The 17,047-nt window shown below is 50.9% G+C and carries 9 protein-coding genes; 4 read left to right on the top strand and 5 right to left on the bottom strand.

The features are described 5' to 3' along the window. Positions 1-18: 18 nt before the first annotated feature. The 5 genes from DFR42_RS15040 to DFR42_RS15015 form a co-directional block, all read right to left on the bottom strand. Positions 19-2,913, bottom strand: a complete 2,895-nt coding sequence (locus tag DFR42_RS15040) for a M16 family metallopeptidase (protein WP_110255807.1) — start codon at positions 2,911-2,913, stop codon at positions 19-21. 335 nt (positions 2,914-3,248) lie between these two features. After that, the gene (gene lpdA, locus DFR42_RS15035) at positions 3,249-5,360 is read right to left on the bottom strand and encodes a dihydrolipoyl dehydrogenase (protein WP_110255806.1); all 2,112 of its coding nucleotides are present in this window, start codon (positions 5,358-5,360) and stop codon (positions 3,249-3,251) included. Between the two features lie 14 nt (positions 5,361-5,374). Then, positions 5,375-6,712 (bottom strand): dihydrolipoyllysine-residue acetyltransferase, encoded by a 1,338-nt coding sequence (aceF, locus tag DFR42_RS15030; protein ID WP_342766849.1) that lies wholly within the window; start codon positions 6,710-6,712, stop codon positions 5,375-5,377. Positions 6,713-6,835: 123 nt separating this feature from the next. Then, positions 6,836-9,532 carry a pyruvate dehydrogenase (acetyl-transferring), homodimeric type gene (gene aceE, locus DFR42_RS15025; RefSeq protein WP_110255804.1) on the bottom strand — a complete coding sequence of 899 codons (2,697 nt, stop codon included), beginning with the start codon at positions 9,530-9,532 and terminating at the stop codon, positions 6,836-6,838. A gap of 415 nt (positions 9,533-9,947) precedes the next feature. Further along, a complete protein-coding gene (locus tag DFR42_RS15015; RefSeq protein WP_245936986.1) occupies positions 9,948-12,737 on the bottom strand; it encodes a TonB-dependent receptor in 2,790 nt (929 codons plus the stop codon). Between the two features lie 368 nt (positions 12,738-13,105). Between DFR42_RS15015 and folD the strand changes: the two genes are divergently transcribed. The 4 genes from folD to DFR42_RS14995 are packed head-to-tail and all read left to right on the top strand — an operon-like array spanning position 13,106 to position 17,047. After that, positions 13,106-13,951: a bifunctional methylenetetrahydrofolate dehydrogenase/methenyltetrahydrofolate cyclohydrolase FolD gene (folD, locus tag DFR42_RS15010; RefSeq protein WP_110255802.1), complete on the top strand. Its 846-nt coding sequence runs from the start codon at positions 13,106-13,108 to the stop codon at positions 13,949-13,951. Position 13,952: 1 nt separating this feature from the next. Beyond that, positions 13,953-16,016, top strand: a complete 2,064-nt coding sequence (locus DFR42_RS15005) for a M3 family metallopeptidase (protein ID WP_110255801.1) — start codon at positions 13,953-13,955, stop codon at positions 16,014-16,016. A gap of 17 nt (positions 16,017-16,033) precedes the next feature. Further along, the gene (locus tag DFR42_RS15000) at positions 16,034-16,621 is read left to right on the top strand and encodes a glutaredoxin family protein (RefSeq protein WP_110255800.1); all 588 of its coding nucleotides are present in this window, start codon (positions 16,034-16,036) and stop codon (positions 16,619-16,621) included. Positions 16,622-16,627: 6 nt separating this feature from the next. Beyond that, positions 16,628-17,047: a DNA polymerase III subunit chi gene (locus DFR42_RS14995; protein WP_110255799.1), complete on the top strand. Its 420-nt coding sequence runs from the start codon at positions 16,628-16,630 to the stop codon at positions 17,045-17,047.

Raw genomic sequence — 17,047 nt, 5'->3', positions numbered from 1 at the left:
ACTCAGTGTTCATCAATGTTAATCAGCAAATACCTTGCTTGCTGGTGTGATGCTGACAGCCTCAGCCTTGATGTTGAGCTTGCGTTTGCCGATGATCTGGTCTTCGTCCAGCAATTCCCTGGGTTTATCAGAATTGTATTTGATCGGTGATTCGGCATCGGCCACCAGTTTTGCCTTGAGGTCGGCAGCGTCTTTAGCGATGATGACGACGGACAGGTTTTCTGCCGACAAATGCTTTTTGATGGCTGCATTGACACCTGCCAGGCTCAGCTTGCTCAGGTTATCACGCATCATCTTCGTGAATTCTGGCGTATGGTGCCATTGCGAATCCATGGCATAGCCTAGCTGCTGGTCCTGGGTGGCCGTCATCATGAAGACGTTCTTCATCAGGTAAGCACGGGTGATCTCAAATTCTTCCTTGCTCAGTCCCTTGTTGACCATTCTGTCGAACTCGGTCAGCGCGACACGTATGGCCATCTGGGCATTTTCCGGCGCGACCGGACGTATCCAGATTTCAAACAATTGAGACTGACGCGCCCTGTTGGCAGTCGGGAAGAACTGGAACATGCCGCCAGGGAAGGCTTCGATATACGCATAGTCGCCATAATTCATGCCACGTACTTCGCGTATACGCTGGTACAAATGGGATGAACTGGCACGGTGTTCGCCCAGCCAGGTCTTGGCCAGCCACAAGGCGGCAAAGTCAGGATGCGCACGCGTCACTGTGATAGGCTGCCCCAAAGAGATAGCGGTTGCGCGCGTATTCTTTTCTATGATCTCTACCTCCAGTCCCTTGCTTACCTTGCCCACAGGTGCAGCAATGCGCGCAATGCCTGCACCCTCTGGCAATTTCGCCAGGGCTTGTTGCAGGGACGCCTGCATTGCTTCTGTCACGTCACCGGAAATACCAACCTTCAACGCACCCTTGGTGTAAGCCTGTTTCCAGAACTGTTTGACATCATCCAGCGTAATCGCATCTATGCCCTTGATCGTACCGAGCACAGGGTGGGCATAGGGCGATGCTGCAAACACATTGGTTTGCAGGCGTTCTTTGGCAAGTTCTTCTTCGTTATTGTCTTTCAAATCCAGCGTCAGGGCATTCTTTTGCGCATCCTTGAGACGGCGGAAATCTTCTTCGCGGAAGCCGGGTTCCAGCAATTGTGGCAAGGCGATATTGATCAGATCATCCCATTTGTCTTTATGGACGGAACCGCTGAAGGTGGTCATTTCCTTGTCGGTCAGGCCATTGAAGCTGGCTGCCAGCGGGAACAAGGCCTTCTTGATTTCATCAATCTTGCGCTCTTTGGAGCCAGCCGCATCGACCATGGCTGCTGTCAGGGCTGCCAGACCTTCTTTGCCTGCCGGGTCATTGGCTGCACCGGCATTGAACACCAGCTTGAAGCGTATCTGTGGCAGAGCTGATTTTTGTACCAGCATGTCGAACTTGGCACCTGTGCTCTTGTCGGCAAAGCTGGCCAGCTTGGGCAACTGGCTAACCTCGGCAGGCAAGGCTGTATTCGACAGCGTGGTGACGATCATGCTGTCATCGCTCAGGTATTTCTTCGCCGCTGCTTGCAAGTCGGCTGGCGTCAGACTATCTATGAGCTGATAGAACTGATTCATGGTCGCGTAAGAACGCTTGTAATGGACAAAGCGCACCAGAGTAGAGGCGATTTGTTCGGTGTTATCGAGCGAGCGTATCACGCCGTATTTAAGTGCAGACTTGGCATCGGCCAGTTCTTTGTCAGACAGAGGTTTGGCGGTGATGCCAGCAACAGTTTTGAGGATGGCATCGCGCACATACACCACGTCTTCCGGCTTCTTGACGCGTGCACCTATGGTCGCCAGGCCAGGGTCAACATTATCTGGTGTAAAGTCAAACAACTGATCAACCTTTTGTTCGTCTTGCTGCAAGCGCTTGTTCAAGGCGGAGGTAGAACCGAAAGACAGGTTCAGCAGCAGACGCAGGGCCGCATGTTCCTTGTTCACTTCAGAAAAAGCCGGTGCATGGAAAGCCACTGTCACATACGGCAGAGTTGGGCTAGGCCATGGCACATGCTTGTAGATCGCACCTGTCGCTGGTGGTTCTGCCGGAACAGCAGGCTGCACCTTGCCACGCTGCCATTTACCCCAGTATTTCTCAACCAGGGCAATGGCTTTTTGCGGCTCTACATCACCGGCGATGATGACAGTGGTGCGCTCAGGGCGGTACCAGCGGTCAAAGAAGACCTTGGAATAGGCATATTGATTGGGCATGTCCTCAATATCCTTGAGAAAGCCCATGGTGGTATGTTTGTAGGTATGTTTCTGGTAAGCCGCATCGCGCATGACTTCAAACAGTTTGCTGATGGGGTTGGCGCTGTTTTTATTGTATTCACCAAGTACCGCACGCGATTCTGTCTTGAAGTCTGCTTCGCTGTAGGACAGGTTCTGGAAACGGTCAGCCTCTATCCTCAGCATGGTTTCCAGATCTTCTTTGGAAAATGTCGTGTGATAGTTGGTCAGGTCGTCGCTGGTGTATGCGTTTTGTCTCGCACCGGTGGCGGTCAAGATGTCTTTGTACTTGTCTGCCGGGATATCCTTGGTGCCGCGAAACATCATGTGCTCAAAGAAATGGGCAAAACCGGATTTGCCCTCTTCTATCTCATTGCGTGAACCCGTCTGTACCGGGATATGCAATGAGATGATGTTAGGCAAGCCAGTCGGCACGATGATGATTTTCAGGCCATTGGGCAAAAGCTTTTCTGTTGCATGGAATGGCAGCAGGTCTGCGGTTTTTTGTCCTGGCTTGACTGCTTTGGCAGCCGTCGCTACCTGGCCAGGGGCAGCTTTATCCTGTGCATGAACAGAAATAGCCGGGAGAAAGGCAGTTGCCAGCGCAAGGGCCAGCGTGCTGCGTACAAAGGTTTTCATGGTTGCACCACCTGTAATATTTTATTGTAAGGGAGCTTGATCAGATTCTATGGAGCTACGTTTGACCAACACGCAAAGATAGCTCAAAAAGCATCAATTTGACTACCGTTTGCAGAACAAGTTCATGGAACCACTGATTAAGCTACTGCGCGACGCGATTTTGAACCTGCTGTTTTTGCAAGTTCATCGCCGTACTGAAGTACGACTGCGCTTCTGGGTTTTCAATGCGTCAAACTAGCGCCGCTCGCTACGCTTAGTCAGCGGTCCCTAAAAGACGGATACAAAAAAGCCCTGATGCTTTTTACGCATCAGGGCTGTCTTTACAGCAAATTCACTTATTTCTTGCGCTGTGGTGGCAAGTCAGTACAGACACCCTTATACACCTCAGCCGCCATGCCTATCGATTCACCCAGGGTAGGATGTGGATGGATGGTTTTGCCGATATCAACTGCATCAGCACCCATCTCTATCGCCAGGGCGATCTCGCCTATCATGTCACCCGCATGCGTGCCGACGATGCCGCCACCGACGATACGTTTGGTTTCTGCATCGAACAGCAACTTGGTGAAGCCTTCGTCACGGCCATTGGCCACTGCACGGCCAGACGCCGCCCATGGGAAGTGACCTTTTTCAAGCTTGACGCCTTTGGCCTTGGCTTCATCTTCTGTCATACCTACCCATGCGACTTCAGGGTCAGTGTAGGCAACCGATGGAATCACGCTGGCATCGAAGTAGGCTTTTTCACCGGAAGCTGCTTCTGCAGCGACATGGGCTTCATGCACGGCCTTGTGTGCCAGCATGGGTTGACCAACCAGATCACCAATCGCAAAGATATGCGGCACATTGGTGCGCATTTGTTTATCGACATTAATGAAGCCACGGTCAGTCACTGCCACGCCTGCCTTGTCGGCAGCAATCTTCTTGCCGTTGGGGCTGCGGCCTACTGCCACCAGTACCAGGTCATAGACTTGTGGTGCTGGTGCAGTTCCACCCGCTTCTGCGGCTTCGAACGTGACCTTGATGCCTTCAGGCAGGGCTTCAACAGCAACCGTCTTGGTTTTCAACATGATGTTGTCAAAACGTTTTTCATTGAATTTTTGCCAGACCTTGACCATGTCACGGTCTGCGCCCTGCATCAGGCCATCCAGCATTTCTACGACATCAATGCGTGAACCCAGGGTGGAATACACGGTCGCCATCTCCAGACCGATAATGCCACCACCGATGACCAGCATGCGTTTTGGTATCTGACGCAATTCCAGCGCGCCTGTACTATCAACAATGCGTGGGTCAGCCGGTACGAAAGGCAGGTTCACTACAGAAGAGCCAGCGGCAATAATCGCCTGCTTGAACTGTACGGTTTTTTTGCTGCCATCGGCTGCAGTAACTTCGATATGGTTAGGACTCAGGAACTGACCAACGCCCTGCACGACATTGACCTTGCGGGCTTTTGCCATGCCATTCAGGCCAGTCGTCATTTTCTTGATGACGCTTTCCTTGTAACCGCGCAGTTTGTCGATGTCGATTTCCGGCTTCGCGAATGTCACGCCATGTGCAGCCATGGATGCAGTCTCATCAATCACAGCAGCCACGTGCAGCAGTGCCTTGGATGGGATACAGCCTACGTTCAGGCAGACACCACCGAGCGTGGAATAACGCTCGACCAGCACAGTATTCATGCCCAGATCGGCAGAACGGAAGGCAGCAGAATAACCGCCAGGACCCGCGCCCAATACCATCATGTCGCATTCAACATCGACCTTGCCGGTGTAGCCGGAAGCGATTGGTGCAGGGACGGCTGGAGCAGCAGCAGGTGCTGCTGGAGCGGCAACAGCAGGAACAGACGCGACCTGGCCTGCAGCTTCAACCAGTAACAGCAAGCTGCCTTCAGCAACCTTGTCACCGACCTTGACCTTGATTTCTTTTACCGTACCGGCATGGCTGGACGGGATCTCCATACTGGCCTTGTCAGATTCGACGGTAATCAGCGACTGGTCTACCTTGATGCTGTCGCCAATCTTGACCATGATTTCGATGACTTCAACTTCTTTGAAATCACCAATATCAGGGACTTTGACTTCGACGATGCCGACTGGCCCGGCAGGTGCGGCTGCAACGGGTGCCACAGGAGCGACGGCAGGAGCTGGTGCTGGAGCAGCCGCAACGGCGGGAGCGACCTGGGCCACAGGCGCTGCACTTGCCGCAGTCCCCTCAGCTTCAATGACCAGCAACAGACTGCCTTCGGCAATCTTGTCACCGAGCTTGACTTTCAATTCCTTGATGACACCGGCGTGGCTGGAGGGGATTTCCATGCTGGCTTTGTCGGACTCCACTGTCACCAGCGATTGATCGACCTTGATGGTGTCACCCACCTTGACCAGCAATTCTATGACTTCAACTTCTTTGAAATCACCAATATCGGGTACTTTGACTTCGATAGTGCTCATAGTCTGGTCTCCGTTCACAGCAAGGTTTTACGCAAATCAGCCAGTACATCAGCCAGATAAGCGGTGAACTTGGCAGCCATGGCACCGTCAATAACGCGGTGGTCATACGACAGTGACAGTGGCAACATCAGGCGCGGCTGGAATTGCTTGCCATCCCAGACTGGTTTGATGCTGGATTTGGACAAGCCCAGGATCGCCACTTCAGGCGCATTGATGATAGGCGTGAATGCCGTGCCACCGATACCGCCGAGTGAAGAGATCGTGAAAGTCGCGCCCTGCATGTCAGCAGGTTTCAACTTGCCATCGCGTGCCTGTGCCGACAACTCACCCATTTCAACGGCAATTTGCGACAGAGTTTTCTGGTCTGCGTTTTTAACGACAGGTACGACCAGTCCATTAGGCGTATCTGCTGCAAAGCCAACGTTGTAATACTGCTTCAGGATCAGGTTTTCACCTGTCGCATCAAGCGAAGAATTAAATGCCGGGAATTTTTTGAGCGCTGCAACACTGGCCTTGATGACAAAAGCCAGCATCGTCAGTTTGACACCGGATTTAACCAGGGCTTCGTTCGAAGATTTACGGAATTCTTCGAGGTCGCTGATATCGGCTTCATCAAATTGCGTGACATGCGGGATCATGACCCAGTTGCGGTGCAAATTGGGGCCGCTGAGTTTTTTGATGCGTGATAAAGGCGACGTCGTAGTCGCACCAAACTTGCTGAAGTCCAGCGATGGCCATGGCAATACATCGAGGCCAACGCCACTGCCATTTTTTGCCGGAGCAGAAACCGCAGCAACGGCTGTGCTGCCTGCCATGATGCCCTTGACGAAGTTTTGTACGTCTTCTTGTGTGATGCGGCCTTTTTGGCCGGAACCAGCAACACGACTCAGGTCCACACCGAGTTCACGCGCAAACTTGCGTATGGATGGTGAAGCATGGGCTTTGCCTGCGCTGGCTGTTGCTACAGGTGCAGCCGGTGCTGCTGCGACTGGGGCCGGTGCTGCTGCGGGAGCCGCTGGTGCAGGCGTTGCCGCTACTGGCGCGGGAGCTGCTGCTGGAGCAGCCGCAGGCGCAGGTGCCGTAGGTGCCGCCGCTGCACTTGCCGCAGCATCAACCACGACCAGCAAGGAACCTTCAGCAACCTTGTCGCCGACCTTGACTTTAATTTCTGTGACCACACCAGCATGGCTGGATGGAATTTCCATGCTGGCTTTATCTGATTCTACGGTGATCAGTGACTGATCGACCTTGATGGTGTCGCCGACTTTGACCATCAGCTCAATGACTTCAACTTCCTTGAAATCACCAATATCCGGTACTTTGACTTCTACGCTACTCATAGTTTTCTCCATTGTCGCCCTGCGCTGTCACAGAGCGGTTGGGGTGAAGCCAGGTTTTACCCTCGCTTCACGCTCATCCTGTCTCTCCCTGAAAATGAGAGAGACAGGAAATGTTAGTGGGTGTCAGACGTAAAATTACACAGTAACCGGATTAGGTTTATCTGCATTGATACCGTATTTGGCAATTGCCTGCGCCACGACGGAAGCAGACAATGCACCTTCATCAGCCAAGGTCTTCAACGCAGCGATGACCACGAAGTAACGGTTGACTTCAAAGAACTCACGCAGTTTGGCGCGAGAATCAGAACGGCCAAAACCATCTGTACCCAGAACTTTATAGCTGCGGTTTTTCGGGATGAAGGCACGTACCTGTTCAGCAAAGGTGCGCATGTAATCGGTTGCGACAACGATAGGGCCAGCCGTGTCTTTCAGGCATTGAGCGATATAAGGCACGCGTGGTTCAGCAGTCGGGTGCAGCATGTTCCAGCGTTCAGCATCCTGTCCATCACGGGCCAGCAAAGTGAAGGATGGTGCAGACCAGACGTCAGCAGCGATACCCCAGTCGTTTTGCAGCAGTTCAGCACCAGCAATCACTTCACGCAAGATAGTGCCTGAGCCCATCAGTTGCACGCGATGCTTGGTGGTTTGTTCGGATTTTTGCAACAGGTACAGGCCCTTGATGATGCCCTCTTCCTGACCGGCTTTCAGACCTGGATGGCTATAGTTTTCATTCATCAGGGTGATGTAATAGAACACATCTTCCTGATCGGTCACCATGCGGCGCAAGCCATCATGCATGATGACTGCCACTTCATGCGCGAAGGTAGGGTCGTAAGGAATACAGTTAGGGATGGTCGATGCCAATACATGGCTGTGACCATCTTCATGCTGCAAACCTTCACCATTCAGTGTCGTGCGACCGGCAGTACCGCCGAGCAGGAAGCCGCGTGCGCGCATGTCGCCAGCAGCCCAGGCCAGATCACCAATACGTTGCAGGCCGAACATTGAGTAATAGGTATAGAACGGGATCATGACGCGGTTATTGGTCGAGTAGGAAGTCGCCGCAGCGATCCATGAGCTCATACCACCGGCTTCATTGATACCTTCTTGCAAAATTTGACCAGCCTTGTCTTCACGGTAGTACATGACCTGGTCTTTATCGACAGGCTCATACAACTGACCGACCTGGCTGAAAATACCGATCTGGCGGAACAGACCTTCCATACCAAAGGTACGGGATTCATCGACCATGATAGGCACCACGCGCTGACCCAGGCTGGCATCGCGCAGCAAGGCTGTCAAAATACGGACATAAGCGGCTGTCGTGGAAATTTCACGGCCTTCTGCCGTTGGTTCCAGCATGGCCTGGAAAGCTGTCAGTTCTGGCACGACCAAGGCTTCGTCGGCTTTTTGACGGCGTTGTGGCAGGTAGCCACCCAGTTCTTTACGGCGCGCATGCAGGTATTGCATTTCTGGCGTGTCGTCAGCGGGTTTGAAGAATGGGATTGCTGGCAACTCAGAATCCGCAATCGGCAACTGGAAGCGGTCACGCATTGCCTTGATGGCTTCGTCGTCAAGCTTCTTGGTATTGTGTGCAGTGTTGCGTGCTTCGCCGGATTTGCCAAAGCCAAAGCCCTTGATACTCTTCGCCAGAATGACGGTAGGCTGGCCCTTGTTTTCCTGTGCAACTTTGAATGCAGCATAAATCTTGTGTGGGTCATGGCCACCACGGGTCAAACGCCAGATATCGTCATCCGACATTTTGCTGACCATTTCCAGCAATTTTGGATGCTTGCCAAAGAAGTTGGCGCGTACATAGGCACCATCCTTGGCTTTGTAGTTCTGGTATTCACCATCAACGGTTTCCATCATCACTTTTTGCAGGATGCCGTCCTTGTCTTTCGCCAGCAATTCATCCCAGCCGCTACCCCAGATGACTTTGACGACATTCCAGCCAGCACCGCGGAAATCTGATTCCAGTTCCTGAATGATCTTGCCATTGCCACGTACCGGACCATCCAGACGTTGCAGGTTACAGTTGACGACCATCACCAGGTTGTCCAGCTGTTCGCGGCCAGCCATGCCGATCGCGCCCATGGATTCTGGTTCGTCCATCTCACCATCACCGCAGAATGCCCAGACCTTGCGCTTCGCTGTGTCTGCAATACCACGTGCATGCAAATACTTCAGGAAACGTGCCTGATAAATCGCCATCAAGGGGCCAAGACCCATCGATACCGTAGGGAATTGCCAGAAGTCTGGCATCAGTTTTGGATGCGGGTAAGAAGACAAGCCCTTGCCATCGACTTCACGACGGAAATGCAACAACTGGTCTTCAGTCAGGCGGCCTTCAAGAAAGGCGCGTGCATAGATACCAGGAGAAGAATGGCCCTGGATGTACAACAGATCGCCACCGTGATCTTCAGTCGGCGCATGCCAGAAATGGTTGAAGCCTATACCCAGCATATTCGCCAGCGAAGCAAAGCTGGACAGGTGACCACCAAGGTCGCCATCAACGCGATTCGCCTTGACCACCATGGCCATGGCATTCCAGCGCATATAAGAGCGCAGACGCTCTTCAATTTCCAGGTTACCCGGGCAATGCTCACCCTGGTCAGCCGGAATGGTATTCACGTAGGCAGTATTGCTGGAAAACGGAATATGGGCACCACGACGGCGCGCCAGATCTACCATGCGCTCCATCAGATAATGCGCACGTTCAGGGCCTTCGGCCTCTATGACGGATTCAAGTGCATCCAGCCACTCATTTGTTTCAACTACATCGGGATCATTTACGGCCTGGGCCAGCACCTGGTCTATCTGGGGTGACATAGAAGGGGTCTCCTGTTGGTGCGCGTTAGGGTGAAACGCGCGGGGCGAATCGACAAATTACGGCTAGTTTTTTGTTCTCGCAAGTATTTTAGCAGGACTTTTTAATTTTTCAAATAGCGATAAATGATTTCATAATGTGAAATTTACGCCGCAACGCAACAATTTAAGCAAAAAACTTCTTTATCTTCTCAATAAGTCTTCTGGTGTAAGCACGCGACAATGCCCGGTGTGCAGTGCAAAATTTACACAAAACCAAACTAGCATGGTTATTGCTTGCTACTCTTACTTGTTTGACAAATAGCACCACAAATATGTGCAGTATTTTCTTGTTTTGAAGCCAAATAAAAAAGGGCGATGAATAAATCATCGCCCTCTCAATCGCCTTGATCAGCGTAAAACTTATTACAGCTACTTATTATTTGAATTGATATTTCAGACCAACTTTGAAATAACGGCCAATTGCGCCAGTACCGTCCATAGGGTTGTAACCCATGGAACCGTAAGTCAGAGGATCCAGTGGTGCAACCTTGTCAAACAGATTGGTAATGGAACCGAAGATTTCCAGGTTTTTCATTGCCTTGTAGCGGAATGACACATCCATAGTCGTGAAGGAAGCCAGTGTGCAACCTGCTGGCGCATCAGTGCCGTCAGCAAATTTGTTAGCACATGGTTGGCCTTCTTCATTGATGTTTTTCATGGAACCGCGATAGCTGACAACGCCAGTCACATTCCAGTCGCCTTTATCCCAGCCCAGTACAAAGTTGACTTTGTCTTTAGGTGTACCTGCGCAGTTGGATGTATCGCAGTTACCGTGCGTGCCAGCATATTGATGCTGAACAGCACCGTCAACACGCAACCAGGAGATAACGTGAGTCCAGTTGACGTCAGCAGTCAGTTTGCCGTATTCACCCAGATTGATACGCTGTTTGGCGTTCAGATCCACACCCTTGACTTCAGTGTAGCTGGAGTTGGCATAAGGCGCTGCACCACCGATGATAGTACCTGTGCCTGGTGTTAATACACCATTGATGGTCAGGTTATTATCCTGACGCAATACGCCTGGCAAACCAGCTGCTGTCTGGAAGGACATGGAGTTGATTTCGTTATTGCGACGAATCTTCCATGCGTCAACGGCGATGCTGCTGTTTGGCAGTGGATCCCATACCATACCTAGAGTGTAGCCTTTGGATGTTTCTGGTTGCAGGTTAGGATTGCCAACCTTGAAGCCTGTGAATGTGGCTGCGCAATCAGAAGATTGTGCGCCTGGCAGCGGTGTACCGTTCGGGCAACGTACTGGATCCCTGACCGAAGCTGTACCAGCGCTGAAGCTTTCTGTACCGGATTCTGGTGCACTAGGTGCACGGAAACCTTCAGAGTAAGTACCGCGCAGGGCAAATGTTTTCACTGGAGACCATTTGGCACCAACTTTTGGTGTCACGGAATTGAAGTGCGAATATTTGTCGTAACGCAGAGCACCGGACAATTCTACTGTTTTGATGACTGGTGCCAGCAATTCTGCATACACGGCTGACACTGTTTCGTCACCTTTGGCAGCAACATAGCTTGAATTGATAGAACCATCTTTGCTACCGTCGAGTGACGGCATGTTATAGGATTCTCTGCGATATTCCGCACCAACCGCCAGACCCATCATACCGCCTGGCAAAGCCATCAACTCGCGGGAAGCCTTGAAGTCAATGATGTCCATTTTGGTAGGCGCATCGATAGTCGCTGTCTTGACCATGGCTGCATACAGAGCCGGATTGTTTTTGCTGGCCTGAGTACCGATGTAGTACGGGAAATATGGGCTCTTAGGATCGCCCAGAGCAGACTTCAACACGTTCATATTGATCATGTTGGTGTAGTCCAGATGCAGCTTGGATTCAGAATGCAGGATCGCAGTATCAAAATCCCAGCCAGCCATCGTACCTTTCAAACCAACAACTGCGCGATAGAATGAGTTATCGGCGATACGGCGGTTGGCACCTACGTCAAACATGGAGTAACGCAAACGCACATCAGCACCATACGGATTTTGCGGATGCGAAGCCGACATCAGGACAGTGTTGCCGTAGTTGATGTTACCGTTCAAATTGGTAGGATTTGAAGGGAAGAATACGTTGGCAGAAGTTGAAGGAGGCGTTACGGTGAACGCTGCCTTACGCTGGGAATAGCCGAATTCAGCATAGGCTTGCAGATCATCATTGATCTGGAAGGTACCGCGGGTGAACAGGTTCACGCCATCAATTTGCGGCAACATGGTACGGAACTGATCAGCATACCAGAGACAGCCACCACCTGGATCCTGTACCTTGGTTGTCGACAAAGTCGAGCAGCCTGGCAAGGAAACATAGTTCAGTGTTTTTGGATCGCGCAATGAACCAGCTGGATTTGGCTGGGCGCTGTTATTGCCAGCGATATAGCCAGAAGTGAACGAGCCTACGGTCACCATAGGGTAACCCCAGCGACGCCAGTCGCCTGTACCGATCCAGTCACGATCAGAGCGTTGGCTGTTCATCAATTCGTTGGACTTATAAGCCTCGGCATTGACGATAATGTTGTATTTGTCTTTTTCAAGATTACCAAAACCGGCAGTGATGGAGCCTTTAACCTGGTTCGCATCGCGGGAACCAGATGTGCCAGCACTGGCGCTGACTGTCACGCCTTCATAATTCTTTTTCAGGATGATATTGACGACACCGGCAATCGCGTCGGCACCGTAGATGGAAGACGCGCCATCTTTCAGGATTTCAATACGCTCAACCACTTCCATAGGAATGGTGGAAATATCCGTGAAAGCTTTTTGACCGTCATCAGCACGGCCAAACTGCGCCATGCGACGACCATTCAGCAATACCAGAGTGGATGTTGCACCGAGGCCACGCAGAGAAATTGCCGTAGAACCAGCAGCAAAACCATTACCGAAGCTGGTTGGCAATGAGCCTGCGCCATCAGATGTCAGCGTTTGCAGGTATTCAGCAACTGTTGTTTTGCCAGCCTTGTCGATATCAGCGCGGCTGATGATTTGTATTGGCGATGCAGTTTCAGCTTCGGCGCGTTTAATACTGGTACCTGTTACTTCTACGCGCTGTATCTTGGCTTCGTCCTGTGCAAATGCAGGTTGCGCGAGCATACCTGCAGTCACCATCAGGCCACCAGAAAACATGATGCGCAGCGACCTTGAAATTACTTTCTCTTTCAACATTTATCTCTCTCCTTTGGATTATCTCTGCTACTGCCCTGCAGCTCTCAAGCCACCATGAAAAACATTTTGAAAATTAATTTTCACAACTGGTATGAAGCCATTCTTGAATTTTGAAGTCAATGAATACACAGAGAATGCGGACAGAAAACAACAAAGCGATACATTTCCATAACCAAATGAAATAAAAGACTTACATAAAGGTAATTCCAAGCCGGAAATTAATTATTATTTAAATAATTTTTTCTCTATGAAAAACAATGTTAAATCACAGTGAGACGCAAGCAAAGACACGAGCATGGCCAGCATATATGTGAGCTGCGTCGCCATCCCTTATAATCTTGTTTTACCTATCACCAACGAAGCCTAATATGACTGCCCAAATCATCAGTGGAACCCAGCTTTCCCAACAAATTCGTGCCGATGTGACGCAACGCGCCGCCAAACTGACCGCTGCAGGCAAACAACCTGGCCTGGCAGTCATCCTGGTTGGCGAAAATCCAGCCTCACAGGTGTATGTGCGCAACAAGGTAAAAGCCTGTGAAGACTGCGGTTTTTACTCAGTTTTGGAAAAATATGATGCAAATTTGACCGAAGAAGCCCTGCTTGAGCACATTGCCCGCCTCAACAATGATCCAAAGATCAACGGCATCCTGGTGCAACTCCCGCTCCCTGCCCACATCAATGCCAACAAGGTCATTGAAGCCATTGCGGCAGAAAAGGATGTCGACGGCTTCCATATCAGCAATGCCGGTCTGCTGATGACTGGTCAACCGCTGTTCCGCCCCTGTACGCCTTATGGCGTCATGAAGATGCTGGAATCGATAGACTACCCGGTACGTGGTGCCAATGCCGTGGTGGTTGGTGCGTCGAATATCGTCGGCAAACCACAAGCCATGTTGCTCTTGCAAGCGGGCGCTACTGTCACCATTTGTAATTCCAAGACCCGTGACCTGGCTGCACACACGCGCAATGCCGACATACTGGTGGTTGCTACCGGCAAGCGCAATATTGTTACGGCAGACATGATCAAGCCTGGTGCTGTTGTTATTGACGTAGGCATGAACCGCGATGATGAAGGCAAGCTGTGTGGTGACGTTGATTATCTGCCAAGTAAAGAAGTTGCGGGTTATATTACGCCTGTACCAGGCGGTGTTGGTCCCATGACCATCACCATGCTACTGGTCAACACCATAGAAGCTGCTGAAAGAATTTAATATGACCCAAGATAATCCTCTGCTCGACTTTAGTGATTTGCCACGTTTTGCCGACATCCGTGCTGAACATGTTGGCCCTGCCATTGCTGCCCTGCTGGAGGAAAATCGGGCAGTGATTGCCGGCCTTGAAAAAAACACTGGCCCGGTGACCTGGGACCAGTTTGTAGAGCCGCTGGAAAACGCCAACGAAAAATTAAACCGTGCCTGGGGTATCGTGAGCCATTTGAACTCCGTTGCCGACACACCAGAAATGCGTGCGACCTACAATGAAAATCAGCCAGCCGTTACCGAATTCTCGACCGAGGTAGGGCAAAATCTGAATTTGTTTGCTGGTTATAAGTCTTTGCAGCAGTCTCCTGATTTTACCAATCTGCCTCAAGCCAGAAAAACCATTATTCAGAACGAGATACGCGGTTTCCAACTCAGTGGCGCTGAATTGTCAGAAGACAAGAAACTACGCTTTGCAGAAATTCAAGAAAAACATGCTGCTCTGTCGACCAAATTTTCGGAAAACCTGCTGGATACAACAAAAGCTTATAGCCTGTTCATCGAAAACGCCGCGGACTTAAAAGGCTTGCCTGAAGATGTAATACAAGCAGCAAAAAATGCAGCAGAAGCAGATAGCAAACCTGGCTTTAAATTCACACTCCACCTGCCATCTTATGTCCCTTTGCTGCAATATTCCGAAAATCGTCAGAATCGCGAAACGATTTATCGGGCCTACGTTACCAAGGCATCCGAACTTGGCGTCAAGCCGGAATGGGACAATAGCAACATCATGGCAGAACTGCTGCGCCTGCGCAAAGAAGAAGCATCATTGCTGGGCTACCAGAATTTTGCTGAAGTATCCCTGGTCAGCAAGATGGCTGAATCGCCTGCGCAGGTCAATCAATTCCTCGAAGACCTGGCAAAACGCGCCCGTCCTTATGCAGAAAAAGACCTGGCAGAATTGCGCGCCTTTGCAGCCGATGAACTGGGTATCAGCGACATGCAAGCCTGGGATACTGCTTTTGCATCCGAAAAACTGCGCCAGCAACGCTATGCTTTTTCTGAACAGGAAGTGAAAGAATATTTCCCGGAACACAAAGTCATTGATGGCCTGTTCCGTGTCATCCAGACCTTGTTTGCTGTTAACATCAAACCAGATCAGGCAGGCACATGGCACAAGGATGTAAAGTTTTACCGGATTGAGAAAAATGGCGCACTGGTCGGTCAGTTTTATCTCGACCTGTATGCGCGCAATGGCAAAAGCGGTGGCGCCTGGATGAATGATGCTCGCGGTCGCAGATTGACACAGCAAGGTGTGCAAACGCCTGTTGCCTACCTGATCTGCAATTTCAGTGCCCCCGTCACCATGAATGGCGTAGAAAAGCCCGCCTTGTTCAGCCATGACGAGGTAATTACTCTGTTCCATGAATTTGGTCACGGACTTCACCACTTGCTGACCAAGGTGGATGACCTGTCTGTATCCGGCCTTTCCGGTGTTGAATGGGACGCAGTTGAATTGCCTTCGCAATTCATGGAAAATTTTTGCTGGGAATGGGATGTGTTACAACACATGACTTCCCATGTAGATACTGGTGCAGCTCTGCCACGTACACTCTACGATAAGATGATCGCTGCAAAGAATTTCCAGTCGGGACTGCAAATGCTGCGTCAGGTGGAATTTTCTATATTTGACATGCGCCTGCATGATGCATTTGAACCAAATGGTACGCAAAGCGTGCAGGACATCCTCAAGGAAGTGCGCACCCAGGTTGCAGTCATGCAGCCGCCAGAGTTCAATCGCTTTGCGCACTCTTTCAGCCATATCTTTTCTGGTGGCTATGCAGCGGGCTATTATAGTTATAAGTGGGCAGAAGTCTTGTCTGCCGACGCCTATGCCGCTTTTGAAGAACATGCAAGTGAATCAGGTAGCACCTTGTCACGTGCAGTAGGTGAAAAATTTCAAACTGAAGTCCTGGAAGCTGGCGGTTCCCGCCCTGCCCTGGCTTCATTCAAGGCATTCCGTGGTCGCGAGCCTAACATCGATGCCTTGTTGCGTCACAATGGCATGAGTGCCTGAGTCTTTAGGAGAAAAATATGAAATTCAATAATAAGATCCTGTTTTGCAGCCTCTTGCTGGCAACAGCGGCACAGGCACAAATGTATAAATCCGTCGGACCAGACGGCAAAGTCACTTATAGCGACCAGCCACCTGCAAACCAAAAGCAGGTAGAAAAGAAAAATTTGCCCGGCGTTGCAGAAAGTAATAATTTCCCGCCTGAGCTTGCTATCGTCGTCGCAAAAAATCCTGTGACACTCTATACGGCGACCGGTTGTTCGCCATGTAATGACGGACGTAATTTATTGAAAGCTGCTGGTGTTCCATTTTCCGAAAAAACGGTGAATACAGCGGCAGATCAGGAAAAACTCAAGCAAGTCAGCGGCGATACGCAAATGCCTTTGCTGGTCATTGCCAATGTAAAGATTCGTGGTTACAGCGCCGATGAATGGAAAGATGCAATAGCCAAGGCTGGCTATCCTGCCAGTAACAAACTCCCCAAAGACTACCGTTATCCAGCAGCAGAACCAGCGTCTCCACCACCTCCGCCTCCAGCACCAAAGGCAGAACCAGCCAGGCCTGTTCCGGTAACACCAAAGAAACCAGATACTGGTTTTCAATTTTAAGTCAGCATGACACGCATCGATTTTCACAGTAATGTGGCGGACAAGCTCAATTACACTTGCCGCCTCATACGCAAAGCCCATACCGCCAATTGCAAGGTGGTGGTGTATCACCATGATCGCGCGTATCTGCAAAGACTCAATGACAACCTGTGGACATTGACTGAGGCTGATTTTCTACCGCACGTCATGCTGGCGGACCCGCTGGCAGCCATGACCCCTATCGTCCTCAGCCATGATGAGAACGCCACCTGCCCGCACTATGAATTACTGATCAATCTGACGGCAACAATGCCCGCCAACTTCCCCCAATTTCAGCGCATGATAGAAATCATTTCTGCCGATGATGCTGACAAACTGGCAGGACGGGAACGCTACCGTCAATATCAGCAACAAGGCTATACCCTTACCCACTCCGTGGCGAAATAA

The sequence above is a fragment of the Undibacterium pigrum genome, from assembly GCF_003201815.1.
In the GTDB taxonomy this organism is placed as follows: Bacteria; Pseudomonadota; Gammaproteobacteria; order Burkholderiales; family Burkholderiaceae_D; genus Undibacterium; species Undibacterium pigrum.
Note: the sequence above shows the minus strand (reverse complement) of the source record. Positions and strands in the feature narration are given on the sequence as shown.